At 69.8% G+C, this 24484-nt stretch carries 28 protein-coding genes and 1 riboswitch; of the genes, 14 read left to right on the top strand and 14 right to left on the bottom strand.

Annotated elements, in window-relative coordinates; genetic code table 11:
• Positions 1–50: 50 nt before the first annotated feature.
• From OHT21_RS40140 to OHT21_RS40120, 5 genes are all read left to right on the top strand, one after another.
• On the top strand, positions 51–545 hold the full coding sequence (locus OHT21_RS40140) for an Lrp/AsnC family transcriptional regulator (RefSeq protein WP_328773158.1): 495 nt from the start codon (positions 51–53) through the stop codon (positions 543–545).
• Positions 546–708: 163 nt separating this feature from the next.
• Positions 709–1539, top strand: a complete 831-nt coding sequence (ddaH, locus tag OHT21_RS40135) for a dimethylargininase (protein ID WP_328773157.1) — start codon at positions 709–711, stop codon at positions 1537–1539.
• Positions 1536–2762: an ornithine--oxo-acid transaminase gene (rocD, locus tag OHT21_RS40130; protein WP_328773156.1), complete on the top strand. Its 1227-nt coding sequence runs from the start codon at positions 1536–1538 to the stop codon at positions 2760–2762. The genes ddaH and rocD overlap by 4 nt, the downstream gene beginning before the upstream one ends.
• A 148-nt stretch (positions 2763–2910) precedes the next feature.
• A complete protein-coding gene (locus OHT21_RS40125; RefSeq protein WP_328773155.1) occupies positions 2911–3735 on the top strand; it encodes an SAM-dependent methyltransferase in 825 nt (274 codons plus the stop codon).
• Between the two features lie 120 nt (positions 3736–3855).
• A complete protein-coding gene (locus OHT21_RS40120; protein WP_328773154.1) occupies positions 3856–4584 on the top strand; it encodes a lysophospholipid acyltransferase family protein in 729 nt (242 codons plus the stop codon).
• Positions 4585–4644: 60 nt separating this feature from the next.
• On the opposite strand, the gene OHT21_RS40115 is transcribed toward OHT21_RS40120, so the two are convergent.
• The 8 genes from OHT21_RS40115 to OHT21_RS40080 form a co-directional block, all read right to left on the bottom strand.
• A complete protein-coding gene (locus tag OHT21_RS40115) occupies positions 4645–6234 on the bottom strand; it encodes an alpha/beta hydrolase (RefSeq protein WP_328774407.1) in 1590 nt (529 codons plus the stop codon).
• A gap of 143 nt (positions 6235–6377) precedes the next feature.
• Positions 6378–7106, bottom strand: coding sequence for an urease accessory protein UreD (locus tag OHT21_RS40110; protein ID WP_328774406.1), 729 nt, complete (start codon positions 7104–7106; stop codon positions 6378–6380).
• Positions 7107–7339: 233 nt separating this feature from the next.
• Positions 7340–8014, bottom strand: coding sequence for an urease accessory protein UreG (ureG, locus tag OHT21_RS40105; RefSeq protein WP_328773153.1), 675 nt, complete (start codon positions 8012–8014; stop codon positions 7340–7342).
• Between the two features lie 489 nt (positions 8015–8503).
• Entirely contained in the window at positions 8504–9178 is a 675-nt protein-coding gene (locus tag OHT21_RS40100) for an urease accessory protein UreF (protein WP_328773152.1), read from the bottom strand.
• A 12-nt stretch (positions 9179–9190) separates the two neighbouring features.
• The gene (locus OHT21_RS40095) at positions 9191–10912 is read right to left on the bottom strand and encodes an urease subunit alpha (RefSeq protein WP_328773151.1); all 1722 of its coding nucleotides are present in this window, start codon (positions 10910–10912) and stop codon (positions 9191–9193) included.
• A complete protein-coding gene (locus OHT21_RS40090) occupies positions 10905–11216 on the bottom strand; it encodes an urease subunit beta (protein WP_328773150.1) in 312 nt (103 codons plus the stop codon). Before OHT21_RS40090 ends, OHT21_RS40095 begins: the two co-directional genes overlap by 8 nt.
• 16 nt (positions 11217–11232) lie before the next feature.
• Entirely contained in the window at positions 11233–11535 is a 303-nt protein-coding gene (locus OHT21_RS40085; protein WP_055614092.1) for an urease subunit gamma, read from the bottom strand.
• Between the two features lie 149 nt (positions 11536–11684).
• Positions 11685–12314 carry a TetR/AcrR family transcriptional regulator gene (locus OHT21_RS40080; RefSeq protein WP_328773149.1) on the bottom strand — a complete coding sequence of 210 codons (630 nt, stop codon included), beginning with the start codon at positions 12312–12314 and terminating at the stop codon, positions 11685–11687.
• A gap of 125 nt (positions 12315–12439) precedes the next feature.
• On the opposite strand from OHT21_RS40080, the gene OHT21_RS40075 reads away from it, so the two are divergent.
• A complete protein-coding gene (locus tag OHT21_RS40075) occupies positions 12440–13444 on the top strand; it encodes an ABC transporter permease (RefSeq protein ID WP_328773148.1) in 1005 nt (334 codons plus the stop codon).
• 169 nt (positions 13445–13613) lie between these two features.
• Here OHT21_RS40075 and OHT21_RS40070 read toward each other — a convergent pair whose 3' ends face one another.
• Positions 13614–14348 carry a TetR/AcrR family transcriptional regulator gene (locus OHT21_RS40070; RefSeq protein ID WP_328773147.1) on the bottom strand — a complete coding sequence of 245 codons (735 nt, stop codon included), beginning with the start codon at positions 14346–14348 and terminating at the stop codon, positions 13614–13616.
• A gap of 25 nt (positions 14349–14373) precedes the next feature.
• A complete protein-coding gene (locus tag OHT21_RS40065) occupies positions 14374–15576 on the bottom strand; it encodes a serine hydrolase domain-containing protein (RefSeq protein ID WP_328773146.1) in 1203 nt (400 codons plus the stop codon).
• Positions 15577–15754: 178 nt separating this feature from the next.
• Between OHT21_RS40065 and OHT21_RS40060 the strand changes: the two genes are divergently transcribed.
• A complete protein-coding gene (locus tag OHT21_RS40060) occupies positions 15755–16519 on the top strand; it encodes an SDR family NAD(P)-dependent oxidoreductase (RefSeq protein ID WP_328773145.1) in 765 nt (254 codons plus the stop codon).
• A 300-nt stretch (positions 16520–16819) separates the two neighbouring features.
• On the opposite strand, the gene OHT21_RS40055 is transcribed toward OHT21_RS40060, so the two are convergent.
• On the bottom strand, positions 16820–17098 hold the full coding sequence (locus tag OHT21_RS40055) for a type II toxin-antitoxin system Phd/YefM family antitoxin (RefSeq protein ID WP_033324984.1): 279 nt from the start codon (positions 17096–17098) through the stop codon (positions 16820–16822).
• A 69-nt stretch (positions 17099–17167) separates the two neighbouring features.
• Between OHT21_RS40055 and OHT21_RS40050 the strand changes: the two genes are divergently transcribed.
• From OHT21_RS40050 to OHT21_RS40035, 4 genes are all read left to right on the top strand, one after another.
• Positions 17168–17803 (top strand): ATP-dependent Clp protease proteolytic subunit, encoded by a 636-nt coding sequence (locus OHT21_RS40050; RefSeq protein ID WP_328773144.1) that lies wholly within the window; start codon positions 17168–17170, stop codon positions 17801–17803.
• A gap of 7 nt (positions 17804–17810) precedes the next feature.
• A complete protein-coding gene (locus OHT21_RS40045; RefSeq protein ID WP_328773143.1) occupies positions 17811–18122 on the top strand; it encodes a hypothetical protein in 312 nt (103 codons plus the stop codon).
• A gap of 340 nt (positions 18123–18462) precedes the next feature.
• A riboswitch (cyclic di-AMP (ydaO/yuaA leader) is annotated at positions 18463–18661 on the top strand.
• Between the two features lie 3 nt (positions 18662–18664).
• The gene (locus tag OHT21_RS40040; RefSeq protein ID WP_328773142.1) at positions 18665–19138 is read left to right on the top strand and encodes a C40 family peptidase; all 474 of its coding nucleotides are present in this window, start codon (positions 18665–18667) and stop codon (positions 19136–19138) included.
• An 80-nt stretch (positions 19139–19218) separates the two neighbouring features.
• Entirely contained in the window at positions 19219–19773 is a 555-nt protein-coding gene (locus tag OHT21_RS40035) for a DUF6328 family protein (RefSeq protein ID WP_328773141.1), read from the top strand.
• 16 nt (positions 19774–19789) lie between these two features.
• Here the strand turns inward: OHT21_RS40035 and OHT21_RS40030 are convergent, their stop codons facing one another.
• Positions 19790–20413 (bottom strand): LysE family translocator, encoded by a 624-nt coding sequence (locus OHT21_RS40030; RefSeq protein ID WP_328773140.1) that lies wholly within the window; start codon positions 20411–20413, stop codon positions 19790–19792.
• 100 nt (positions 20414–20513) lie between these two features.
• Between OHT21_RS40030 and OHT21_RS40025 the strand changes: the two genes are divergently transcribed.
• Positions 20514–21431, top strand: a complete 918-nt coding sequence (locus tag OHT21_RS40025) for a LysR family transcriptional regulator (RefSeq protein ID WP_328773139.1) — start codon at positions 20514–20516, stop codon at positions 21429–21431.
• A gap of 46 nt (positions 21432–21477) precedes the next feature.
• Here the strand turns inward: OHT21_RS40025 and OHT21_RS40020 are convergent, their stop codons facing one another.
• Complete coding sequence (locus OHT21_RS40020) at positions 21478–21921, bottom strand: ATP-binding protein (RefSeq protein ID WP_328773138.1); 444 nt, start codon at positions 21919–21921, stop codon at positions 21478–21480.
• A 286-nt stretch (positions 21922–22207) separates the two neighbouring features.
• Between OHT21_RS40020 and OHT21_RS40015 the strand changes: the two genes are divergently transcribed.
• Positions 22208–23065 carry a helix-turn-helix domain-containing protein gene (locus OHT21_RS40015; protein ID WP_328773137.1) on the top strand — a complete coding sequence of 286 codons (858 nt, stop codon included), beginning with the start codon at positions 22208–22210 and terminating at the stop codon, positions 23063–23065.
• Between the two features lie 9 nt (positions 23066–23074).
• Entirely contained in the window at positions 23075–23302 is a 228-nt protein-coding gene (locus OHT21_RS40010) for a DUF397 domain-containing protein (RefSeq protein ID WP_328773136.1), read from the top strand.
• Here the strand turns inward: OHT21_RS40010 and OHT21_RS40005 are convergent.
• A complete protein-coding gene (locus tag OHT21_RS40005) occupies positions 23283–24419 on the bottom strand; it encodes an 8-amino-7-oxononanoate synthase (protein ID WP_328773135.1) in 1137 nt (378 codons plus the stop codon). The genes OHT21_RS40010 and OHT21_RS40005 overlap by 20 nt on opposite strands.
• Between the last annotated feature and the right edge of the window lie 65 nt (positions 24420–24484).

Here is a 24484-nt window from a genome sequence, read left to right as displayed (position 1 = left end):
GGCCTGCGGAGCCGTGAGGTGTGGCCGTCGGCGCTGGATACAGTGCGCGCATGAGCCCCAAGTCCGCGCCGTTCGACGAGCTCGACCGCAAGATCGTTACGGCCCTGATGGTGAACGCCCGGACCAGCTTCGCCGTGATCGGCGCGGAGGTGGGCCTGTCGGCCACCGCGGTCAAGCGCCGCGTCGACCGGATGCGCGAGACCGGTGTGGTCACCGGGTTCACGGCCACGGTGAAGCCGGCCGCGCTCGGCTGGCGTACGGAGGCGTACGTGGAGGTGTACTGCGAGGGCGCGGCTCCGCCGCGGCGGCTGGCGGAGGTGGTGCGCAACCATCCGGAGATCACCGCCGCGATGACTGTGACGGGGGGCGCGGACGCGCTGCTGCATGTACGAGCCCGGGACGTGGACCACTTCGAGGAGGTGCTCGAGCGAATCCGTACGGAGCCGTTCATCCGCAAGACGATCAGTTACATGGTGCTGTCGCATCTGCTCCCGGAGAGCCCGGAGGCGGGCGCGAACCAGCCGGCTCCGGCTCCGGAGGAGTGAGCGACCCGGCTCGCGCACCGATCATGCGGTGAACCGTCTGAATACGCAGCATTCCTGCGCCGACGCGCAATCGTCGGTGCTTGTCGCGCCTCTCCCCCGCTTCCTACCGTTGACTCACCGCCAGTCATCACCTCGTCACCGCAGGAAGCGGAGGAACCCCTCTGTGCCCAACAGCCGCGTGTCGCGCCCGAAGCACTTTCTGGTCTGCGAACCCAGACATTTCGCCGTGCAGTACGCCATCAACCCATGGATGCATGAGGACACACAGGTCGACGTCGATCTGGCCCGCGGCCAGTGGGCGGAGCTGATCCGCGCCTACCGCGCCCACGGCCACACCGTCGACAGCGTCGAGCCGGTCGCCGGTCTCCCGGACATGGTCTTCGCGGCGAACTCCGCGCTGGTCGTTCAGGGCCGCGTCTTCGGCTCGCTGTTCCACGCGCCGCAGCGGCGGCCGGAGTCGACCGCGTACGAGACCTGGTTCAAGAACGCGGGCTTCGACGTCCAGCACCCCGAGTCGGTGTGCGAGGGCGAGGGCGATCTCGTCCCGGTGGGCCGCTACATCCTGGCCGGCACCGGATTTCGTACGACTCCGGAGGCGCACCGGGAGGTGCAGGAGTTCTTCGGCGTCCCGACGATCGGCCTGCAGCTGGTGGATCCGTACTTCTACCACATGGACACCGCGCTGTTCGTCCTCGACGACGGAGGCGACGGCGCCGAGGCGAACATCGCGTACTACCCCGAGGCCTTCTCCCCGGGCAGCCGCGAGGTGCTCCAGCGACTCTTCCCGAACGCGGTGATCGCCACGCGTGAGGACGCGATGGCGTTCGGGCTCAACTCCGTCTCCGACGGCCGCCATGTCTTCATCTCGCCCCGCGCCGAGGCGCTCGCCGACCAGCTGACCCGCCGCGGCTACGTTCCCGTCCCCGTCGACCTGTCGGAGCTCCACAAGGCCGGCGGCGGCATCAAGTGCTGCACCCAGGAGATCCGTTCATGACCGCTCCCGCGCGTACGCGTACCTCCGCAGACCTGATCCGCGCCGAGGAGCCCGTCCTCGCGCACAACTACCACCCGCTGCCCGTGGTCGTCGCGCGCGCCGAGGGCGCCTGGGTCGAGGACGTCGAGGGCCGCCGCTACCTCGACATGCTGGCCGGCTACTCGGCCCTCAACTTCGGCCACCGCCACCCGGCGCTGATCGAGGCCGCGCACCGTCAGCTCGACCAGCTGACGCTCACCTCGCGCGCCTTCCACAACGACCGGCTCGCCCAATTTGCCGAATCCCTGGCCGAGTTGACCGGCCAGGACATGGTGCTGCCGATGAACACGGGCGCCGAGGCCGTGGAGAGCGGCATCAAGGTCGCCCGCAAATGGGCGTACGAGGTGAAGGGCGTCCCCGCGGACCGGGCGACCATCGTGGTGGCCGACGGCAACTTCCACGGCCGTACGACGACCATCGTCAGCTTCTCCACCGACGAGTCGGCCCGGGCGGGCTTCGGCCCGTTCACGCCCGGCTTCCGCATCGTCCCGTACAACGATCTCGCCGCGCTGGAGGCGGCGATCGACGAGACGACGGCGGCCGTCCTGATCGAGCCGATCCAGGGCGAGGCGGGCGTGCTCATCCCGGACGACGGCTACCTGACCGGCATACGCGAACTGACCCGGCGGGCCGGGTGCCTGTTCATCGCGGACGAGATCCAGTCGGGCCTCGGGCGTACGGGCCGGACGCTGGCCGTCGAGCACGAGGCGGTCGTCCCGGACATGGTGCTGCTCGGCAAGGCGCTCGGCGGCGGCATCGTGCCCGTGTCCGCGGTCGTCGCGCGCCGGGAGGTGCTCGGGGTGCTGCGGCCCGGCGAGCACGGGTCGACGTTCGGCGGCAATCCGCTGGCCGCGGCGGTGGGCTCCGCGGTCGTCGAGCTGCTCGGGACGGGTGAATTCCAGCGCAGGGCCGCCGGGTTGGGGGTGACCCTGCGTGAAGGGCTGGCCGCCCTCGAGGGCAAGGGCGTACGGAGCTTCCGTGCGCGGGGGCTGTGGGCGGGCGTGGACGTCGACCCCGCGATCGGCACCGGCCGCGAGATCAGCGAACGCCTCATGCGCGAGGGAATTCTCGTCAAGGACACCCACGGCTCGACGATCCGGCTTGCACCACCGCTGACCATCACCGACGAGGAACTCCGCGCGGCTCTCGGGACTCTGGGGAAGGTTCTGGCGGAAGGGGCCTGAGGGCAGAAGGGGACTGAAGGGAGAAAGAAACCCGCGGTAGCCGGGGCCGGAACCACGAACTGCTTTATCCTTTATGGTGATTGGTTCCGGCCAAGCGGGCTAGATTGTGCACTGTCCCAGTCAGTGATGAGCGAAAAGAGCCACAGGGATGTCCGAAATCTCGACTCCAGACACCCAGGGCACCAAGCGGAATCCCAAGCTCAAGACCAATGTGTCGCACTCCGCGCGTATCTGGAACTACTGGCTGGGCGGCAGGGACAACTACCAGATAGATCAGCGGGTCGGCGATCAGATCCTGTCCTACGTGCCGGAAATCTCCCGCTCGGCTGTCGCGGACCGGCAGTTCCTGGCGCGCTCTGTGCGGTTTCTCGCCGGTGAGGCGGGAATCCGGCAGTTCCTGGACATCGGCACGGGCCTCCCGATCGTCGACAACACCCACGAGGTCGCCCAGCGCGTCGATCCCGCCTGCCGGGTCGTCTACGTGGACAACGACCCCATCGTGCTGAGCCACGCCCGCGCCCTGCTCACCAGCACACCCGAGGGTGCCACCGACTACATCGACGCCGACGTCCACGCCCCCGAAACGATCCTCCAGGCCGCCGCCCGGACCCTGGACTTCAGCCGGCCCGTGGGGATCACGATGCTGGGCATCCTCAACTTCGTACTCGACACCGATGAGGCCCGCTCCATCGTGCGGCGGCTCATGGACGCCGTGCCCTCCGGCAGCCACCTGGTCGTCTCCCACCCGACCACGGAGGTCGACGGACTGGCGATGGCCCGGGCCGTCCACTACTGGAACACCCAGGGATCGGCGCCGATGACACTGCGTACCCGCGAAGAACTCCTGGGACTCTTCGACGGACTGGAACTCCTCGAGCCGGGCGTCGTCTCCTGCCCCCGCTGGCGACCCGACTGCCCGCGGGAAGAGATCGTCGATGTGACGCATTTCTGCGGAGTGGCCCGCAAGCGGTAGCGCACCCACGGTTAACACGGGCCCGCGCCTGCACATACACTGGCGTCTCTCCCGCGTACCTATTGACCTGCTAGAACACGGCGGTTGAGCCGATCCGGCGGAGTGAGGAGCGACAACCCCATGTTCTATTACGTGCTCAAGTACGTGATCTTGGGACCCCTGCTGAGACTGGTCTTCCGTCCCAAGATCGAAGGGCTCGAGCACGTACCGGCGGAGGGCGCGGCCATTGTCGCCGGTAATCATCTGTCGTTCTCGGACCATTTCCTGATGCCCGCGATCCTCAAGCGGCGGATCACGTTCCTGGCGAAGGCGGAGTACTTCACGGGCCCCGGTATCAAGGGCCGGCTGACGGCCTACTTCTTCCGCAGCGCCGGGCAGATTCCGGTGGACCGCTCCGGCAAGGAAGCAGGTCAGGCGGCCATCCGCGAGGGGCTCGGGGTGCTGAGCAAGGACGAGCTCCTCGGTATCTATCCGGAGGGCACGCGCTCGCACGACGGCCGCCTCTACAAGGGCAAGGTGGGCGTCGCGGTCATGGCGCTCAAGGCCCAGGTCCCCGTCATTCCCTGCGCGATGATCGGCACCTTCGAGGCCCAGCCGCCCGGAAAGAAGATCCCGAACATCCACCCCGTGGTGATCCGCTTCGGCAAGCCCCTCGACTTCTCCCGCTATGCCGGCATGGAGAACGAGAAGGCGATCCTGCGCGCCATCACCGACGAGATCATGTACGCCATCCTCACCCTCTCCGAGCAGGAGTACGTCGACCAGTACGCGGCCGTCGTCAAGGCCGAGGAAGCCGAGAAGAAGGCCGCCGAGAAGGGCCGCAAGTTCCCGCGGCTGCCGCTGAGTTGAGCGCACGAGGAGAAGGGGGCGGCCGGAGTTTCCGGCCGCCCCCTTCTCCTTTCGTACGGGCTACGGGGTGGGCGTGGCGTGCGGGGCGCACGTCACGTCGGCCGCGTCGACCTTGCCTGTGAGCAGGTAGGCGTCCACCCGCTCGTTGATGCAGGGGTTGGCGAGCCCCGTGACACCGTGCGAGCCCGCGTTCTTCTCGGTGATCAGTCGGGAGCCCTTGAACCGCTTGTGCAGTTCGAGCGCGCCCTCGTACGGAGTGGCGGCGTCCCGCGTGGCCTGCACGATCAGCACGGGCGGCAGGCCCTTTCCGGTCTTCACGTTCACCGGAGTCTGCTGCTTGACCGGCCAGGTGGCGCAGGGCAGGTTCAGCCAGGCGTTGGCCCACGTCATGAACGGGTACTTCTTGTGCAGCTCGGTGTTGTCGCGGTCCCACTTCTTCCAGCTCGTGGGCCACTTGGCGTCGGTGCACTCGACGGCGGTGTAGACGGCGTTGCCGTTCTCCGAAGCGGCGTTGCCCGCGGTGTCCGACAGGTCCGGAGCGGCGGCGTCGACGAGCGCCTGGGTGTCACCGGCGACGTACTTGCTCCACACCTGCGCGGTGGGCGCCCACGCGGAGTCGTAATACGGAGCGCTCTGGAAGAAGCTGATGAGCTCGGCCGGACCGACGACCCCGCCGATCGGGCTCTTCTTGGCCGCGCTCCTCAACTTCAGCCACTGGGCCTGGACTTCGGCCCGCGTGTCGCCCAGGTGATAGGTCGCGTCGTTCTTGGCGACCCAGTCCTGCCAGTCCTTCCAGCGCATCTCGAAGGCGACGTCCTGGTCGAGGTTGGCCTGGTACCAGATCTTCTCGCGCGAGGGGTTGACGACGCTGTCGGCGACCATGCGGCGCACATGCGTCGGGAACATCGTGCCGTAGACGGCGGCGATGTACGTGCCGTACGAGACGCCGAGGAAGTTGAGCTTCTTCTCGCCGAGGGCGGCCCGGATGACGTCCAGGTCGCGCACGGTGTTCGGCGTAGTCATGTGCGGCAGCATCTCGCCGCTGCGCTCCTTGCAGCCGGCCGCATACTCGGCGGCGAGCTTGCGCTGGGCGCGCTTGTCGGCCTCGGAGTCCGGCACCGGGTCCATCTTGGGCGCCTTCACGAACTCCTGAGGATCGGCGCAGGAGATGGGTGCCGAGTGCCCGACACCACGCGGGTCGAAGCCCACGAAGTCGTACGCCTTCGCCGTGTTCACCCAGAGCGGCGCCTTGGTGGTGACCCGGCGCGGGAAACGCAGGCCCGAGCCGCCGGGGCCGCCGGGGTTGTAGATGAGGGCGCCCTGGCGCTCCGCCTTGGTGCCCGTGTTGCCGATGCGGTCGACGGCGAGCTTGATCTGCTTGCCGTTCGGCTTGGCGTAGTCGAGCGGCACGGTGACCCAGCCGCACTGGATGGGCTTCTCAAGTCCCCAGTCGGCCGGGCAGGCCTGCCATGTGATGCCGGCCTTGGCGGCCCGTGCCGCCGCGATCGCCGTACCGCGTGCCTCGCGATCCTGGCCGTGGCGGCTGTCCGCACTGGCCGACGGTGCCGCGACGGCTCCGGCTATCAGTGTCGCCGTGACGAACACTCCGGCCGAGCCGAGCGCTGCCGCCTTTTTCTTCGGCGGTCTCATACCCGTCAAGTGGGCCTCCCCGTACGTGTGATGGTCGGTACGGGGATCCTTCCGGCTGTGACCTCCCTGAGAACAGGGGTGACTTGGCTTCTTTGCCAATCCGATAACCGGTAACTGCCTGCCCGTTGAGCGGAGATGACGCTTTACGGGCCGAGGATGCGCAGGGCCTCGTCGAGGGTGCGGCGCAGCTTCAGGGCGTCCGGGGCGAGTGCGGTGACGAGTACGCCGGGGCCTGCGAGCGGGGTGAGTGCGGCGTACTCCCCCAGGGTGCGCGGGCTGGGCGGTGCCTCGGCGAATTCCGGTCGTACGACGATGAGTTGCCCTACCGCGCGATGTCCCGCCAGCACCGCCGGGCCGTCCCAGCCGCCGGGGGCGCCGGGTCCGCAGGACAGTTCCTGGTCGAGCAGCGGGCGCCCGCCGAGGCGGACGGTGAGACGGCTGGTGAGGCGGCCCGGTTCCTCGTGGGCGCGGCCGAGGACCTGTTCCTCACGGAGCGTCAGGCGGGCGCCCGGTGCGAGGTCGGCGCGGGTGGTGACGTACAGATCGCTGCCGTTCGCGGAGATCAACTGCTCGGGCATCCAGCGCAGTTCCGCTCCCTCGGCGACCCTGAGGCGTACGTCGTAGCGTGCCTCGCCCTGGGCCTGGCCCGGCAGGGCGATGGTGGCGGCGGCGGATCCGATGTGCAGTTCGGCACCCCTTGCGGCGGTCGCCTCGACGGTGAAGTGGTCGCCGCCGAGGGGGCCGCTCATCGCCCCGACGATCGTGACGCGCGCCTCGGAACCGGTGGCCCGGGTGCGGCGCAGGGCTAGGGGGCCTTCGCCTTCGAGGGTGGGGAGGGCGGTGCCGCCGCGGGCGTCGGGGCGGGCGGTGATGCGGGCGGTGGCGCGGACTCCGGGGGCGGCGGGCGCTTGGGGTGCGCTGGGCGGTCCGGGTGTCCTGGGCGCTCCGGGTGGCCCGGCTGCTCCGGCCGCCGGGGTGGATCCGGCCGGCCCAGCCGCTCCGGCTACCCCGGTTGCGTCGGTCGCTCCGGCTGCCTCGGCTACCCCAGCAACTCCGGCCACCCCGGCCGGCCCGGCCGCTCCGGACGCTCCGGCCGCCCGGGACGTCATGCCGTCCACGCGGCGAGTTGGCCGCGTACCCAGTCGGCGACGTCCGCGACCCCGCTCTCGGCCCTCAAGGACTGGAAGACGACCGGCAGTTCGCCCCGCTGGGTCTTGGCGTCGGCGGCCATCCGTCCGAGGTCGGAACCGACGTACGGGGCGAGGTCCGTCTTGTTCACCACCAGCAGATCGGCCGTGGTGACGCCGGGCCCGCCCTTGCGCGGGATGTCATCCCCGCCGGCCACGTCGATCACGAAGATCTGCGCGTCGACGAGCCCCTTGGAAAAGGTCGCGGTGAGGTTGTCACCGCCGGACTCGACGAGGATCAGATCCAGCGGACCGATCTCGTCCTCCAGATCCTCGACGGCTTCGAGATTCGCGGAGATGTCGTCCCGGATCGCGGTGTGCGGGCACGCGCCCGTCTCGACCGCGGTGATCCTCTCGGGCGGCAGCACGGCCTCCCGGAGCAGGAACTCGGCGTCCTCGCGGGTGTAGATGTCGTTCGTGACGACGGCGAGGGAGAGTTCGTCACGGAGTTCTCGGCAGAGGGCGGCGACGGTGGCGGTCTTGCCGGAGCCTACGGGGCCGCCCAGTCCGATGCGCAGTGCGCGGTGGGTGCCATCGGGGCGGTGCGCGTCGGCGCTTACGGCTCCACCGGCGTGGGAGTGGTCGAGGTGCATGCGGGCTCCTGTCGCTTGCGTGTCGTTCGGTGGTTGTTGCGCGTCTGCCGGGTCCGCGCCGGGGTTGGTTTCGCCCCCGCCGCCCCTACCCGTCCCATACCAAGGGGCTCCGCCCCTGGACCCCGCTGGGGGCTGCGCCCCCAGACCCCCTTCGGGGCTCCGCCCCGGACCCAGTTCGGGGGCCAGCCCCCGGGCCCCCGGTCCTCAAACGCCGGACGGGCTGATTGATCGCGGCTCGGGCTGACTTTCGCCGGACGGCGCTGATTTCCGCCGGACGGGCTGAATTTCTGCCGGGCGGCGCTGATTTCAGCCCGTCCGGCGATTGAGGACGAGGCCGTTCAGGCCGATGCGGGGTCTGGGGGCAGAGCCCCCAGCAGGGCCCAGGGGCGGAGCCCCTGGTAGGGGTTCGGGGCGAAGCCCCCTGGTGGGGGTTCGGGGCGAAGCCCCGAGGATGGGACGGGTAGGGGCGGCGGGGGCGAAACCAACCGCCTAAGACGCGAACAGACGAACCGGCCACGCGGCATGCACCTCCGCACTGATCTCCAGCAGCGGTGCCGAAGCCGCAGGCAGGGCGTCGACGCCCGACTCCGCGGCGCACCGAGCCGCCTCGGCCGCCCGGTCCGCGACCCGGTCGAGGTCCGGGGTCAGGCGAGCAAGCACCCCGGTGGCGTCGAAGGGGTCCAGGCTAAGCAACCGCACCGTCGCCGAAGCCGCCCCGCTGACACTCTCGTACGCGGAGCAGTACGCGGCATCCACCGCCCCCAACCCCGCCACCCGAGCAGTGACCCCGAGGACAACCGGCTGATGGGCCCCCTTGGGGAACGCCCGCGCCAACGCGTCGAGTTCAGGTGACGGCCACGTCGCCCGAGCCGCCCGCATCAGCTGCCGCCCGAGCTTACGGGCAGCCATCCGCAGCGCGGCCGACGGCGTACGGGCGTCCGCCGCGGCGTCCAGAGCCAAGGGGTCAAGCCCCAGCGCCCCCGCCGCGGCCAGCGAGGCCGACACCAGCCCCGCCGTGTGCAGCCGCCCGCGGCAGAACTCCTCCAGACTCGAAGCCCCGGTGATCCGCCCGGCCTTGACGGCAGCCTCGGCGCCACCGGAGTGCGCATGCCCACCGGCAGGAAAGCGGCCATCGGCCAGAACGAGAAGCGCGGCTCGCGACATGATGACAGCCCCTCAGAAGAGGAAGTACCGCTGAGCCATGGGCAGTTCGGCGGCGGGCGTGGCCTCGACCAGCTCCCCGTCGATGTGCACGGCAAAGCTGTCCGGATCGATCCGCACCTCAGGCCGCGCGTCGTTCTCCCGCATGTCCGCCTTGGTCACCCCGCGCGTCGACTCGATCGGCACGAAGCGCTTCCCGAGCCCCAGCCGCTCCGGCAGCCCGTCCTCGACAGCGAGCGGCGCCACGAAGTTGAACGAGTTGGAGGCAGGCGCCCGCCCGATCGCCCCGTACATCGGACGCGGCAGAATCGGCTGCGGCGTCGGAATGGACGCGTTGGCGTCGCCCATCTGCGCGTACGCGATCTGCCCGCCCTTGACGACGAGTTGAGGCTTGACGCCGAAGAAGGCGGGCTCCCACAGCACGAGGTCGGCGAGCTTCCCGCTCTCGACGGATCCGATCTCGCGGGCGAGCCCCTGCGCGAGGGCCGGGTTGATCGTGTACTTGGCGACATAGCGACGTACGCGGTGATTGTCGGCCCGCCCGTCCCCGGGCAACGCGCCCCGCCGCCCCTTCATGACGTGCGCCGTCTGCCACGTACGCATGATGACCTCGCCCACCCGCCCCATCGCCTGGGAGTCGGAGGAGATGATCGAGATGGCGCCGAGGTCGTGCAGGATGTCCTCGGCCCCGATGGTCGAGGGCCGGATACGGGACTCGGCGAAGGCCAGGTCCTCGGGCACGGCGGGGTTCAGGTGGTGGCACACCATCAGCATGTCGAGGTGTTCCTCGGCGGTGTTGACGGTGTACGGCCGGGTCGGGTTGGTGGAGCTGGGCAAGACGTGCGGCTCGGAGACCACGGTCATGATGTCCGGCGCGTGGCCGCCGCCCGCACCCTCCGTGTGGTACGCGTGGATGCCACGCCCGCCGATCGCGGCGAGCGTGTCGCCCACGAACCCCGCCTCGTTCAGGGTGTCCGTGTGGATCGCGACCTGGATACCCGTCTGTTCCGCGACCGTCAGCGCGGCGTCGATGGCTGCGGGCGTGGAGCCCCAGTCCTCGTGGATCTTCAGGCCCAGCGCGCCGCCTCGGATCTGCGAGAGCATCGCCTCGTGCGAGACGGTGTTGCCCTTGCCGAGCAGCCCGAAGTTGAGCGGGTACGCCTCCATCGCCTCCAGCATCCGCGCCAGATGCCAGGGGCCGGGCGTGACGGTGGTGGCCTTCGAGCCCTCGGCCGGACCGGTTCCGCCGCCGACAAGGGTCGTAATGCCCGAGGCCAGTGCCTCGTCGGCGATCTGCGGGCAGATCAGATGGACGTGCGCGTCGATGGCCCCGGCCGTCAGGATGCGGCCGTTGCCCGCGATGATCTCGGTCTCGGGGCCGATCACCAGATCCGGGTGCACCCCGTCCATCGTGTCCGGGTTGCCCGCCTTGCCGATGCCGGTGATCCGGCCGTCGCGGATGCCGACGTCGGCCTTGACGATGCCCCAGTGGTCGATGATCACGGCACCGGTGATGACGGTGTCCGGGGTGCCCTCCGCACGCGTGGCACGCGACTGGCCCATGGACTCGCGGATGACCTTGCCGCCGCCGAACACCGCCTCGTCACCGGCGAGTCCGGGCCCGCCGGAACGATCCTCCTCGATCTCGATCAGCAGATCGGTGTCGGCGAGTCTGATCCGGTCGCCGGTCGTGGGGCCGAACAGATCGGCGTACGCGGCACGCGAGAGCTCAGCCATCGAGGGCACCTCCGGTCTCGCCGCGCAGTCCGGGCACCACGCGGGCGCCGACGAGCGGAACGAGTTCGACGTCTACGGGGATACCGGGCTCGAAGCGCACAGCGGTGCCGGCGGCGACGTTGAGCCGCTTGCCGCGCGCGGCGGCGCGATCGAAGTCCAGACCGGGGTTGGCCTCGGCGAAGTGGTAGTGGGAGCCGACCTGGACGGGCCGGTCGGCGGCGTTGAGGACGGTGAGCCGGGTGACCTCGCGGCCTTCGTTGAAGGCGACGGGTCCGTCGGCGAACAGGAACTCTCCGGGAATCATGGTGGCCGCTCCCCCGTCAGACGATCGGGTCGTGGACGGTGACGAGCTTGGTGCCGTCCGGGAAGGTGGCCTCCACCTGGACGTCGTGGATCATCTCGGGGATGCCCTCCATGACGTCCTCGCGAGTGAGGATCTTGCGCCCGGAGGCCATGAGTTCGGCCACCGTACGGCCGTCCCTGGCGCCTTCGAGGATGTGCGACGTGATGAGCGCGACGGCTTCGGGGTGGTTCAGCTTCAGTCCGCGGGCCCGGCGCTTCTCGGCCACGTCGGCGGCCACATGAATGAGCAGCCTCTCCTGCTCGTGCGGGGTCAGTTGCACGGCGTCCACCTCACAGTCCTCGCTCCGGACCGTGCGGGGTCCGGTTTCCGCAGCCGCCGGGCAAAATCCCAGGTGGCGTGGAGGCGCAGGCTAATTGGGCGGCGTTTCAGCGACGTTAACCGGCGGTCGGCCGGCTCAGGCCGCAGGTGTCATGTGCGCACGTCGGGGCTCCCCATGCTCATCAGGCCCCGCAGCCCCTCCTGCAGCACCTCCACCGGTGCGGTGCCGAAGATCGCCATCTGTGCCACAAAGCCCTGGGCCGTCGCGATCATGGTCCGGGCCACGCTTTCGGCCGGTACGTCGGCCCGCATCATCCCCGCGTCCTGATAGCCCTGGACGACCTTCACCCAGGCCGCCCGCACACTGCTGTAGCCGTCATGGACCACAGCCGACAGCTCCTTGTTGCGCAGGGTCTCCCCCCAGACCTGGATGATCAGCCGGGGAAACACGAACTCCCCGTTGTCGACCACCGCCCGCTTCCCTTCGATGACTGCGCCCATGACGCGCCCCACCAGCTCGTCGGGCGGCGGGGGCGGACTCTGCCGGGCGGCGGCCTCGAAGCCTTCGCGAACCTCCGCCAGCACCTCGGTGACGATCGCGTTGATCAGCTCGTCCTTGCCGCTGAAGTAGCGGTAGACGGCTCCCGCCGAGAGATTCACCTCCTTCAGCACGTCCTGCATGGACGTGGCATGGAAGCCGTTGCGGGCGAAGCAGAGGGCCGCGCCGTCGAGGATCTGACGGCGACGGGCATCGAGGTGTTCCTGAGTTACGCGGGCCATGGACCGAAACGTAAAACGAACATTCCTTCTTGACAAGCTCGAGGGGTCCGCAGGATGGTGGCAACGAACCTAAAACGAACGATCCTTCTTTTTGAACGGTCGAACTTCGACCTGAGGGGAAAGCCATGTCCGCCACCTCCGCTACCGACCTCAGGAACACTTCACCGCCGCAGGCAACACCCTCGCCGTCGCACGGCCGCCGCGTCGTCGCCGTCGTCGTACTGATCCCCGTCCTGGTCGCCCTCGCGCTATGGGCGTTCGCCTGGCCCGCGGCCCGTACCGCGCCGCACGACCTGCCGCTCGGCGTGGCGGGTCCCGCCACCGCGACGGCCCAGGTGGAGCAGCGGCTCGAGGCGCGCGAGGGCGCCTTCGAGATCCACCGTTACGCCGACGAGCGCGCCGCTCGCGACGCCATCGAGGACCGGACCGTATACGGAGCGGTCGTCGCCACCGAGCAGGGGCCGAAGCTGCTCACCGCCTCGGCCGCGAGTCCGGTCGTCGCCCAGCTGCTCCAGCAGGCGATGACCCAGCAGGCGGGCGGCGCCCAGGTGCAGACCGTCGATGTCGTACCGGCCCCCGCGAACGACCCGCGCGGCGCGGCCCTGACGTCGAGCGTGCTGCCGATGGCGCTGGCCGGCATCGGTGCGGGTGCCGTCGTGACTCTGCTGGGGCTGCGTGGCTGGCGTGCGCTCGGGGCGCTGGTCGGCGCGGCCGTCCTGGTCGGCACGGTGGCCGCCGCGATCGCCGACAGCTGGCTGGGCGTGCTCACCGGGAACTGGTGGGCCGAGGCGGGCACTCTCGGTCTGTCGACGCTGGCCGTGAGCGCCGGCGTCGCGGGTCTCGCGGCCCTGTTCGGCACGCCGGGCATCGGACTCGGGGCGTTGGTGATGATGCTGCTCGGCAACCCGTTCTCCGGCGCCGGCTCGGCACCCGAGATGCTGCCCGAGCCGGTCGGCGTGATCGGCCAGTGGCTGCCACCGGGGGCGGGCGCCTCGCTACTGCGCTCGGTCTCGTTCTTCGACGGAGCCGCCGCGGCCGGTCCCGCGCTCACCCTGACTTGGTGGACGGCACTCGGCCTGGGCGCGGTCATGCTGGGCGGCGCGCTCCAGCGACGTAAGACACCCGCCTAGGCGGTCGTCGCCGAGCGGGAACCTGCCCGGGCCGGCTGACCCCTCGCCCGTTCACACGGCGAAATCGAGGTCGATGGCGGCCACGTCTCCCCAGGCCGGCAGAGACTCCGCCGGCGCCTGCGCGGTCTCGCCCATTGCCCTGTTGCTTGCCCTGTTGCCCGACGAGGCGTCAGTTCTCCGTGTGTTCGCTTCCTTCTGCGCGGGCGCGCTGCGCGCGGAGTTCCACGGCGTCGAGGAACAGGCCGATCGCGGTCTCGAACTGGTCCTCTTCGTCGATTTCCGCGAGATAGGGGGCGACCTGTGCCAGATTCGGGTACCGCTGTGGCGAGGCCGTCAGGTACTCGCGGCGCCAGGCCAGCCGGTCACCGTCCTGAGCGCCCTTGTCCAGCACGTTGAAGGAAGCCTCGAAGGCGCCGGCGGCGAGTGCCGTATCGGCCAGGACCCGGTAGTACGAGGCCGCTTCGCGTCCCTGGAGGCCGGCCTCGAGCAGGGCGCCGATGACCACGTCGGCGCCCTGGAACTCCGGCTCGCGCCGTGAGGTGCGGGCCGCGACCAAAACGGCCACCCCCGGGTGCCGCAGGCATGCGGCACGGATCCGTCGGGCGAGCGAGGCGAGGGTCTCGCGCCAGCTTTCCGACGGTGCGAAGTCGTGCAGGGCATCGCTGACCAGCCGGGCGGCCAGGCCGAGCAGCAGGTCGTCCTTGCCGCGGAAGTGCCGCAGGACGGCTGTGTGGTCGGCGCCCAGATCGGTGCCCAGCCGGCGGAAGGTGAGCGCCTCGGGACCGTCCCTCTCGATCACGGCCATCGCGGTGTCCAGGATCAGATCCGGGGTGAGGAAGGAGGCCGGACGCTGCCTCCGCCCCGCGGGAGTCGCTCCTGCCGAGTTGGTCTTCGCGCGAGTCATGGCTGTCATTTTATCTACGGCGTTGTCAACGCTGGTCCGCCTGCAGATGGTCGGCCACCGCCCGCAGCGCCGTGACGGACTCCGCGTCACGCGAGGTGTCGTCCGCCGTCGGCCACGCGCTGGTCTTGACGATCACCACGTCGGCGTCCGGGTCCACATACAGGTACTGGCCGTGGATCCCCACCGCGGTGAACGGACGTCGCTCGCCGCCGAGCGTCCACCACTTGTTGCTGTACCCGTAGTACGGGTAGCCGCTGGGGCCCAGCGCACCGACCTCCAGGTGCGGCACGCCGCGCCCCCGGCTGCGCGTCACCCATTCCTCGGGCAGGATGCGCTGCCCGTTCAGGTCTCCGCCCCGGGACATCAGCAGCCCCAGCCGGGCCAGGTCGCGGGCGGTGGCATTGAGCGAGCCGCCGGCGATCGCGGTACGCGGATGCCCCCGGGTGAGCCAGTAGTACGCGTCGTGCTCGGCGCCGATGCGGCTCCAGAGGCGCTCTGTGGCGTACTGCGCGAGGGAGCGGCCGGTGGCGGACTCCAGCACCCATCCCAGGACCTGGGTATCGATCGTCGAGTAGTTGAACTGTGTGCCGGCCTTGGTCGAACGCTCGGCTGATGACACGACCTCGTGCAGCGAGCCGCCCCCTGTGGCGGCCATGGCGAACCGGTTGATGAGACTGTCCCGAACGGTGTAGTCCTCCAGGTCGCCCACCCCGCTGCCCATGTCGAGCAGCTGCTCGATGGTCACCTCGTCGAAAGCGGAGCCCGCCAGGCCCCTGCAGTACACCGTCACCGGCTCGGTCACATCCTTGATCGCCTCCTCGTCGAGGGCGATCCCGATCAGCATCGACGTCACCGACTTGGTCATCGAGAACAGCTGGAACCGTACGTCGTCCCCGGCGAAGTACCCCGGATACGACTCGTGGACGATCTCGCCGCCATGCAGCACGACGAAGGAGGTGGTGTGCGTTCGAGCGTGCAGTTCGGCGAGGCTCCGCTCCCTCCCCTCGAAGCCGTACGTCACTTCCAGGGGGCGCGGTCGCCGGGGCAGGGGGAACACATCCCCGCCACGGCGGACGCCTTCGGTGGGCAGGAGGAGATTCATGTGAGTGAACGTCCACTCATTGAGCGGGCGGCGGGTCATCACCTCGTCCTGGTGGCGCCACAGCCACACCGCCCCGGCGCCCGCCGCGGCGGCTCCCAGCAGCCATCGACCCGCTTCACTGCGCATTGCTGATCTCCTTCATCGCATGGACATGCCGAGCTGGGCGTCCTCACTCTGACTTTCCGATCCATCGGTGTCAACACTGGTGCTAACTATGGTGTCACCAGTGTTGACTGGCTTTGGGTGAGTGGGCATGATGACGGCGGGCCGTTGGGCCCCCTCTCCGACACTGGAACGGTGACCGATGAACGGCACTGCACTGCCCACCGCGCGCCGCCTGCTTGGGAAGCTGCCCTTCGTCGACCCGGGCCGGCCCCCGCTGCCCGCGAGAACCGCATTCCTGACCGGTGCCAGCTCGGGCATCGGCAAGGCGCTGGCAGCCGAGCTGTGCGCCCGCGGCTACGACGTGTACCTCACCGCGCGCAGAATCGAGGTCCTGGAAGAACTGCGGGCACGGCTCACCGCCGCGTTCCCGCAGCGTTCGGTGACCGTGGCCGCCCTCGACGTGACCGAGCACGAGGCCGTGGTGCGGACGGTCGACGACGCGGCCCGGCAGTTCGGCGGACTCGGAATGGTCATCGCCAACGCGGGCGCCGACGACTGGGGCAACATCGGGGAGGGCCGCTTCGAGGCGCACCGCGCGGTCGTCGACGTCAATCTGCTGGGTGCGATGGCGACCATCGATGCGGCCGTCGCACACTTCAGCAGCAAAGGCGGCGGGCAGGTGGTGGGCCTCACCTCCGTCGTGGCCGCGGCGGGCCTGCCAGGTGCGGCGCCGTACTGCGCCTCCAAGGCAGGGCTCACGACGTACCTTCAGTCGCTCCGAGGCGAGCTGTGGAACAGCGGCATCACCGTGACCACGGTCGCGCCCGGCTACATAGACACCCCGATCAACGAATCCCTGGGCGACAAACGCCCGTTCCTCATCGACACCCTCACGGGCGCCCGCAAGATCATGGACCGCATCGAGGCCGGCGCCGCCCACGCGACAGTGCCCCGAGTGCCCTGAGCCGTCGTCGAATACCTGCTGGCCCGACTCCCGACCCGACTGCTGCGGAAGGTCAAGGCCTGACCCCCAGGCCCGGGGGCCACTGAGGCGCCGGTCCCGAGCCGCCCTCACCCGCTGACCGTCGGGCCGGGCCAAGCCTCCGTCGCACACCGCACACTCGGCCCTGGTGCCACCTAGCACCCACCCCGCTCCCGAGCCCCCGGCCGCTCCCTCACCTGCCGCAGTGCCCGCCAGAGCGCTCCCGCACGCGCAGCTGAAGCTCTTACGTCCCTGAAATCCGGTACTCGAAGTGCCGTACCCCTACGAAGCGTTGGGCCCCCGGTGTTCCGCCGCGATGCCGAAGCGCTGCTGTTCGCGGGGAGCGGACGTGACCTCGCGGACGCTGGAGACGGCGCTGATCACCTGCTCCTCGGCCGGGTCCTGAAGGTCCTCGAGTCGTTCCAGGTCAGCGGCGGAGACAAGGGCGACGAGGGGCTTTCCGTGCCGCGTCACGACGACGCGCTCACCGCCGTACACCACTTTGTTGATCAGGTCGGCGAGCTCAGCCCTGGCTTGCGTCACCGGAATCTCATAGGCCATGGTTCCCATCGTAACGTCTGTACGTCCTGTACATTTTTTACAGGACATCACCCAGAGGAGGCGTGTGTCATGACCCGACCGTCCGCCCGCTACGTCCTGCCCGAGTTCACCGAACGCACCAGCGCGGGGCAGCGGACCATGGATCCGTACTCGAAGCTGCTGGAGGAACGGATCGTCTTCCTGGGGACGCCGATCGACGACACGTCGGCGAACGACGTGATGGCGCAGTTCATGCACCTCGAGTACCAGTCGCCGGACCGGGACATCTCGCTGTACATCAACTCCCCCGGTGGCGTGTTCAGCGCGATGACCGCGATCTACGACACGATGCGCTTCGTCAGCTGCGAGGTGGAGACCGTCTGCCTGGGGCAGGCCGGGGCCGCCGCCGCGGTACTGCTCGCGGCCGGCGCGCCGGGGAAGCGTTCCGCGCTGCCGGACGCACGCGTGCTGATCCACCAGCCGGCGCTGCCCGAGCCGGTGCAGGGCCAGACGTCCGATCTGGCCATCCAGGCCGAGGAGTTGATGCGTACGCGCAGGATGCTTGAGGAGATGCTCGCTCGGCACACAGGTCAGAGCCAGGAGCGGGTCAGCGCGGACATCGAGCGGGACAAGATCCTTGAGGCACCGCAGGCGCTGGAGTACGGGCTGATCGACCGCATCATTCCGAGCCGTAAGACCTCGCTCGCCACACCCGGCTCGAGGTGAACGCCGGATGCTTCCACCCGAGTTGCCCCCGTTGCCGGCGCTGACCCGGGCGGAGGGCGAACTGGTCGACCGTTATCTGGAGGTGCTCGATCTCCTCGGCCGGATCAATCCCGCGCACCGCGGCGACACCTATGGCGGGCTGCGCGCGGCCCAGGCACTGGTCGCCAAGGCCACCGCGCTGCGCGATGCGCTGGCCCTGATGCACCAGCGCGGCGAGCACGAGTTGCACGCGCCGACCCTGACGCGGGCGCTCAGGGTCCTCGACGGTGAACGACGGGCGGCCCGCGTCGCCTTGCCGCCGGGATCCCCCGACAGCTGACGCACCCGCAGCAACGGCCGAGGGCTCCACAAGGCGACTGACGGGGCGTCCAGGCAAGGCCTGAAACGGACCAAATGACGTACCCCTGAAAGGAGTAGACGGAGCTACGTTTACGGGCCCCCACAACTTGCGCAGTACGCCTGGACCCGCGCCGGAATCAGACATTCCGGTGCTGGTACGAGGGTCCCCGACCCCTCGACGCTCCTCCGAAAACAGGCCTGCCCACCCGAACGGGTGAGTGGTGAGTAAGCCCACAAACCCCCGTTTCCGTTCGGCTTTTCCGACATTCGTGCTGCAAGATCCCTTCCGACGACAAGCCCCCGCCGCAGCGGCGGGGCGGTCCGGGCGGACGCCGAATCCTGCCGCCGCCCGGATGACGGGTCGACAGGAAGTGGATCGGCAGGAGTGGAGGACCCAAGCACGACGGGCCGCCGGAGAGTTCCGAGTGGTCCTTGGGGTGAAGCCGCACACCGCGGCCGGGCAACTTCGCCAGCCCGAATCCGACAGGTCATCCTTCACAGGCGGCTGACGAAGGGTTGCGCATGTCTGCGCTCAATCGTGTCCCGTCGCTGTTGACCAGGGCAGGTACCGCCTCAGCTCTCACCGTCGCCGTAGTAGGCGGCAGCGTTGTGGCCCCCGGTATCGCATCTGACGCCGAAGCAATCACCCCAGCGAAAAAGGCACTTCAGGTAGCGGCCTCCAAGAAGGGCGCCCCGTACAAGTGGGGAGCCGAGGGGCCCAGGCGCTTCGACTGCTCCGGACTCACCCTCTACGCGTTCAAGAAGGCGGGGAAGAAGCTGCCCCGCACGGCCGCGCAGCAGTACAACAAGACGCGCCACATCTCGGCTTCGAACCGTAAGCAGGGAGACCTCGTGTTCTTCCACTCGGGCCGGAACGTGTACCACGTCGGCGTCTACGCCGGTAAGGGCCGGATCTGGCACGCCCCGAAGACCGGGGAAGTGGTGAAGCTGCAGAAGATCTGGACGAAGAGCGTCTGGTACGGCCGGGTCAGGTGACGCACGTGGGGGTGGCGGCGTTTCCCGCCGCCACCCCCACGGGGCGGTGATTCGGGCGGCTGACGGGTTACTCATTCCTCATGGCCCACCAACCGCCCAGCGAGCGAGATCCCGACGAGCGACGTCCGGGCGACGAGCTTCCGTCCGCCGTACGCCCCACAGAGCGGCGCGAGACGCCGCTCGAGCGCGCCGACCGCAACTTCATCGAACTGCTCCAGGAGTTGAGGGTCACCCAGACGGGCGTACAGATCCTCTTCGCGTTCCTGCTGAGCCTGGCGTTCACCCCGCGCTTCCCGGACCTCGACTCGGTGCAGCGCGCCACGTACATCACGACCCTGCTGCTCGCCGTGCTGTCCTCCATGCTCCTCACGGCACCGGCCGCCCTGCACCGTCGGCTGTTCCAGCAGGGCGCCAAGCCGCAGATCGTGGCGGTCTCCTCGCACCTCGCCCAGATCGGGATGGGCGTACTGGCCTTCGCGCTCACCGGCTCGGTCCTGCTGGTCGTGGACGTGGTGGCGGGCCGCCTGGAAGGGATCCTGGCGGGCGCGGCCACCCTCGTGGTCTGCCTCGGCCTGTGGGGACTCGTACCGCTCCTGATGAAACGCGCCGGCGGCAGGAACCCGGACGATTCCTGAGCCCTGCTTGCGAGGCTCAGGCCAGCACCGCTTCGAGAACGAGCCCCAGTCCCAGCACCGTGAGGGCCGTTCCGGTGACGGCCTCGATGGCCCGGGCGGTACGCGGCCTGCGCAGCCACCGGCCGAGCCGGTCCACGAGCAGCGCGACCACCGGGAACCACACCAGGGCGAGCGCGACCACGATCAGCGCGAGGATCAGCGTCCGGGGCATCGCGGGACTTCCGGCCGGTACGAACTGCGGCAGCAGACTGAGGAAGGTGAGCGTCGCCTTCGGGTTGAGGGCATTGGTGACGAATCCCTGCCTCAGGGCTCCGGCCCCGGACACGACCGGCGCATCCTCGGCCCCCGGCGCACGCCTCTCGCGCACCGACTGCAGCGTCCGTACGCCGAGATAGAGGACGTAGGCACCGCCCAGCAGTTGGAGCGCGCGGAACAGCGGGGGCACGGCGGTGAGCACCGCGGCCACCCCGGCGACGGCGAGCGCCGTGTGGACGAGCAACGCCGCCGCGATGCCCAGCGCGCAGGCGATACCGGCCCGGCGGGAGACCAGGGCGTTGCGGACCACGACGGTGAAGTCGGCGCCGGGCATGGCGACCAGGCCTGCGGCGATCCCGGTGAAGGCGATGAGTTGTCCGTCCATGAGCACCACAGTGCCCGCTCCAAGCCTTCAGCAGGTATGTGCAATATCCTAGGTGAACCTTAAGCAGTGCTTTAGCCAGCCCCGAAGCGAGGAGCCTCGTATGTACGACCCGACGCGGCTCGCGGCGCTGGTGGCGGTCGCCGAGGCCGGTTCGATCACCCGGGCCGCCGAGCGCCTCGGCTACACGACACCCGCGCTCTCTCAGCAGCTGGCCAAGCTGGAGCGGGAGGCGGGCACGGCGCTTCTCGTACGACACCACCGCGGCGCCCGCTTGACCGGCGCGGGCGAACTCCTCGCGGCCCGGGCGCGCCGGGTGCTGGACGAGATGGACCGGGCGCGTCATGAACTGGCGCGCCTGGCCGGGCTGTCCGGCGGCACCCTGCGCCTCGGCACCTTCCAGACCGCCGGGATCCACCTGCTGCCGCCGGTACTGAGCGCGTTCCGCAGGGCCTATCCCGATGTGGAGCTGACCGTGGCGGACTACGAGCCGCAGGCCGGTATCGCCGCGGTGGCCGCGGGCGAGGTGGACCTGGCGCTGACGCACGCCTACCAGCCCGCCGAGCCGGTGCCGCTGCCCGCGGCCGTGTCCGCTGAGCCGGTCCTGGTCGAGGAGTTGGTGCTGGTGACCGCTCCCGGGCACGCCCTGACCAGCGGCTCGTCCCGGCTGCCGCTCACCGAGCTGGCCGGCCAGCAGTTGATCAGCATGGCCCCGGACCACCCGGCTCGGCAGGGCGTGGAGGCCGTGCTCGCCCAGGCGCGCACAGCCTCTTCGGTCCTCGTCGCCACTCCCGGCTACGCCCTGGTCTGCGCCCTCGTCAGCGCCGGCCTCGGCATCGCGGTGGTCCCGGAGATGGTCGCCAGAACCGCCGCCACCCCGGTGAGCATGCGCCTCCTGGAACCAGGTGACCTGCGCAGGACGATCTCGGTGGCCTACCGCACCGACGAGCAGGCCCCCGCGGCCGACGCCTTCCGCGCGCTGCTGCGCGGCGCCTTCGGCCGCGCGTCCCAGCCGAGTTGACGGCCGCGCGCCCCGCAGCCGACCCCTCCGCGGCTCCCCCAGCCCCTCAGTCGGCAGGAACCGGCTGAACCGGAGTCGTCCACGGCAGCATGATCGACACCGTTTTGCCGCCCTCACGGGTGGGCCGGACCGTCACCTTGCCCCCGCACTCGGCGGTGAGGAAGCGGATGATGACCAGGCCTCTGCCGTTGTCCTGCTGGACGGCTGCCGGGAGTCTTTTCGGGAAGCGTGGATGGCTGTCGGTCACGCCGATGCGCAGCTGCTCGTCACGGTCAAGCTCGAGGTCCACCGTGAAGGTCGGTGACTGGCCGAAGGTGTGCTGCACGGCGTTGGTGGCGAGTTCGGAGACGATGAGACGGACGGTGTCGGCGGCTTCCGTGTCCGACGGAAGGCCCCATTCGGCAAGGACGTTGACGACATAGGTACGAGCGGCGGAGACCGAGGCGGGATCGCTCGGCAGAGTGACGGAGGCTTCCAGGTGGTCTGCCATGGCGAGGTCGTCCCTTTCCCACGGGACCGGAGTCCGACACGGAGCGGCGGTTCGAGTACGGTCCCGGACTGGTGCTGCGCGCCAGACTGCCACTACCCGGCCGGTCTCGGTGCCGATCCCCCAAGATATGCATATATCTGTCCCTCGAAGCGGTGAACTCTCCGACGACCGACCGTATTTGGGTGGCGCTCAGGGTGGTCATTCGGACGGGTGACCGGGTCGTCTTCTCCCGTCGTCATGGCGCCCGACGCTATAGCGTCGGCGCGACGGTCGGAAGGAGACGGCCATGCAACACGGTCCCGCGGTACGCCGCCGAAAGCTCGGCGCCCAACTGCGCGCCCTGCGCACCCGTGCAGGTCTCACGAGCGGTGAGGCCGCCCGGCGCGTCGGCTGGCACCAGTCGAAGGTGAGCAGGATCGAGACCGGCCACAGCGGGGTCAAAGCCGCGGACCTACGGCGCCTCCTCGACGCGTACGACGTCCGGGACCCGAAGCTTCTGGAGTTCCTCGTCGTGCTCGCGGGCGCCGAGGGCGACGACCGGCACCGCTGGTGGAACGCCTACCGAGGGCTGCTGCCGCCCACGTACCGCGACTTCATCAGCCTGGAGTCGCAGGCCAGCGCGATGCGCACCCTGGAGAACTCCGTGGTCCCCGGCCTGTTGCAGACACCCGAGTACGCCCGCGAGGTGACGCGGGCCGCCCTCGACGGGCTGCCGGACGGCAAGGTTGACGCACTGGTGGAAGTGCGTCTCGCCCGCCAGGAGGTGCTGCGCTCGGACACTCCGCTGCGACTGAGCGCGGTCCTGGACGAGGGAGTGCTGCGGCGGTCGGTCGGCGGACCGGGCGTGATGGCACGGCAGTTGAGGCGTCTACGGGACGCCGCCCGGCTGCCTCACGTGCGGATTCAGGTACTGCCGTTCGGAGTTGGGGCCCATGTCGGGGTGACCGGGCCTTTCGTTATCTTTTCATTTTCGACTACTTCTGATCTGGATGTGGTTGTTCTCGACCACTTGACGAGTAGCCTCTATCTCGAAAGGGAAGAGGACCTTCAGGCCTATACCGAGGCCTTCAACTCCCTTCAGATCCACGCCCTTTCGCCCGAGGACTCGTTGGATTTCATCGCCGGTCTGGCTGACGGCGAGTAAGGAGGCACCATGTCCACCACCCTGCCTCGGTCCGTACCTTCCAGTACTCAACTGCACGGTGTGCGGTGGCAGCGCAGCAGCCGCAGCACGGGAATGAACAACTGCGTCGAGACGGCCCGTCCGGCCTCCGGCCCATGGGCCGGCCTTCACGCGGTGCGCGACTCGAAGAACACATCGGGCCCCGCCCTGCTCTTCGCCCCCTCGGCCTGGGAGGGCTTTATCGACGCGCTGCGCTGATCACCCGTACGGCATGGTCGAGTTGCCCGTCGGTGAGATCCGCGCGGGCGGTGAGCCGCAGCCGTGAGATGCCGTCCGGCACCGACGGGGGACGGAAGCAGCCGACGGCCAGTCCCGCCTCGCGGCAGTCCGCAGCCCAGCGCACGGCCCGCTCCGGCGAGGATGCGCGCACGGAGACGACGGCGGCGTCCGGCCGTACGGCTTCGAGGCCTTCGGCGGTCAGGCGTGAGTGCAGGGTCTTGGCCACGGCACGCGCCCGTGCCGCTCGTTCCGGTTGCCGGCGCAGCAGGCGCAGGGCCGCGAGGGCGGCCCCCGCGGCGGCCGGGGCCAGTCCGGTGTCGAAGATGAAGGTGCGGGCCGCGTTGACCAGGTGGTCGATCACGTGGGCCGGGCCGAGGACGGCGCCGCCCTGGCTGCCGAACGACTTCGACAGCGTGACGGTGGTGACGACATCGGCCGCGCCCGCGAGCCCGGCCGCGTACGGCGCGCCCCGGCCGCCTTCGCCGAGCACGCCGAGCCCGTGCGCGTCGTCGACGACCAGACCCGCGCCGAACTCCCGGCAGGCACCCGCAAGTTCGGCGAGCGGAGCCGCGTCGCCGTCCACCGAGAAGACCGTGTCGGACACGACGACGGCGGGTCCGGCGTGCGTGCCCAGCACCTTGCGTACAGCGTCCGGGTCGGCATGCGCGACGACTTGCGTGGTGCCGCGCGCGAGACGGCAACCGTCGATCAGCGAGGCGTGGTTGCCCGCGTCCGACACGACGAGCGAGCCGTGCGGCGCCAGTGCGGTGACGGCGGCGAGGTTCGCGGCATAACCCGAGGAGAAGACGAGCGCAGACTCGAAGCCGCAGAACTCGGCCAGCTCACGCTCGAGTTCGGCGTGCAGCTCCGTGGAGCCGGTGACGAGCCGGGAGCCAGTGGCGCCGCCGCCCCACACCTTCGCGGCGTGCGAGGCGGCCGCGGTGATCTCGGGGTGCCGGGCCAGGCCCAGATAGTCGTTGCTCGCGAGATCGAGCAGCGGGGAGTCGGCGGGGCGTGGGCGCAGGGTGCGGACGAGTCCGGCCCGGCGTCGCGTACGCGCCTGTTCGTCGATCCACGCGAACGGCGATCCGGCCATGTGTCCTCCGGGCCTTGGGGGTTGTGCATGAGGGTGCCCCTGCGGGCAGTGCTCCGCAGGGAGGT

Source organism: Streptomyces sp. NBC_00286, assembly GCF_036173125.1.
Lineage (GTDB): Bacteria > Actinomycetota > Actinomycetes > Streptomycetales > Streptomycetaceae > Streptomyces.
This window is presented reverse-complemented; position numbering and strand designations above follow the sequence as displayed.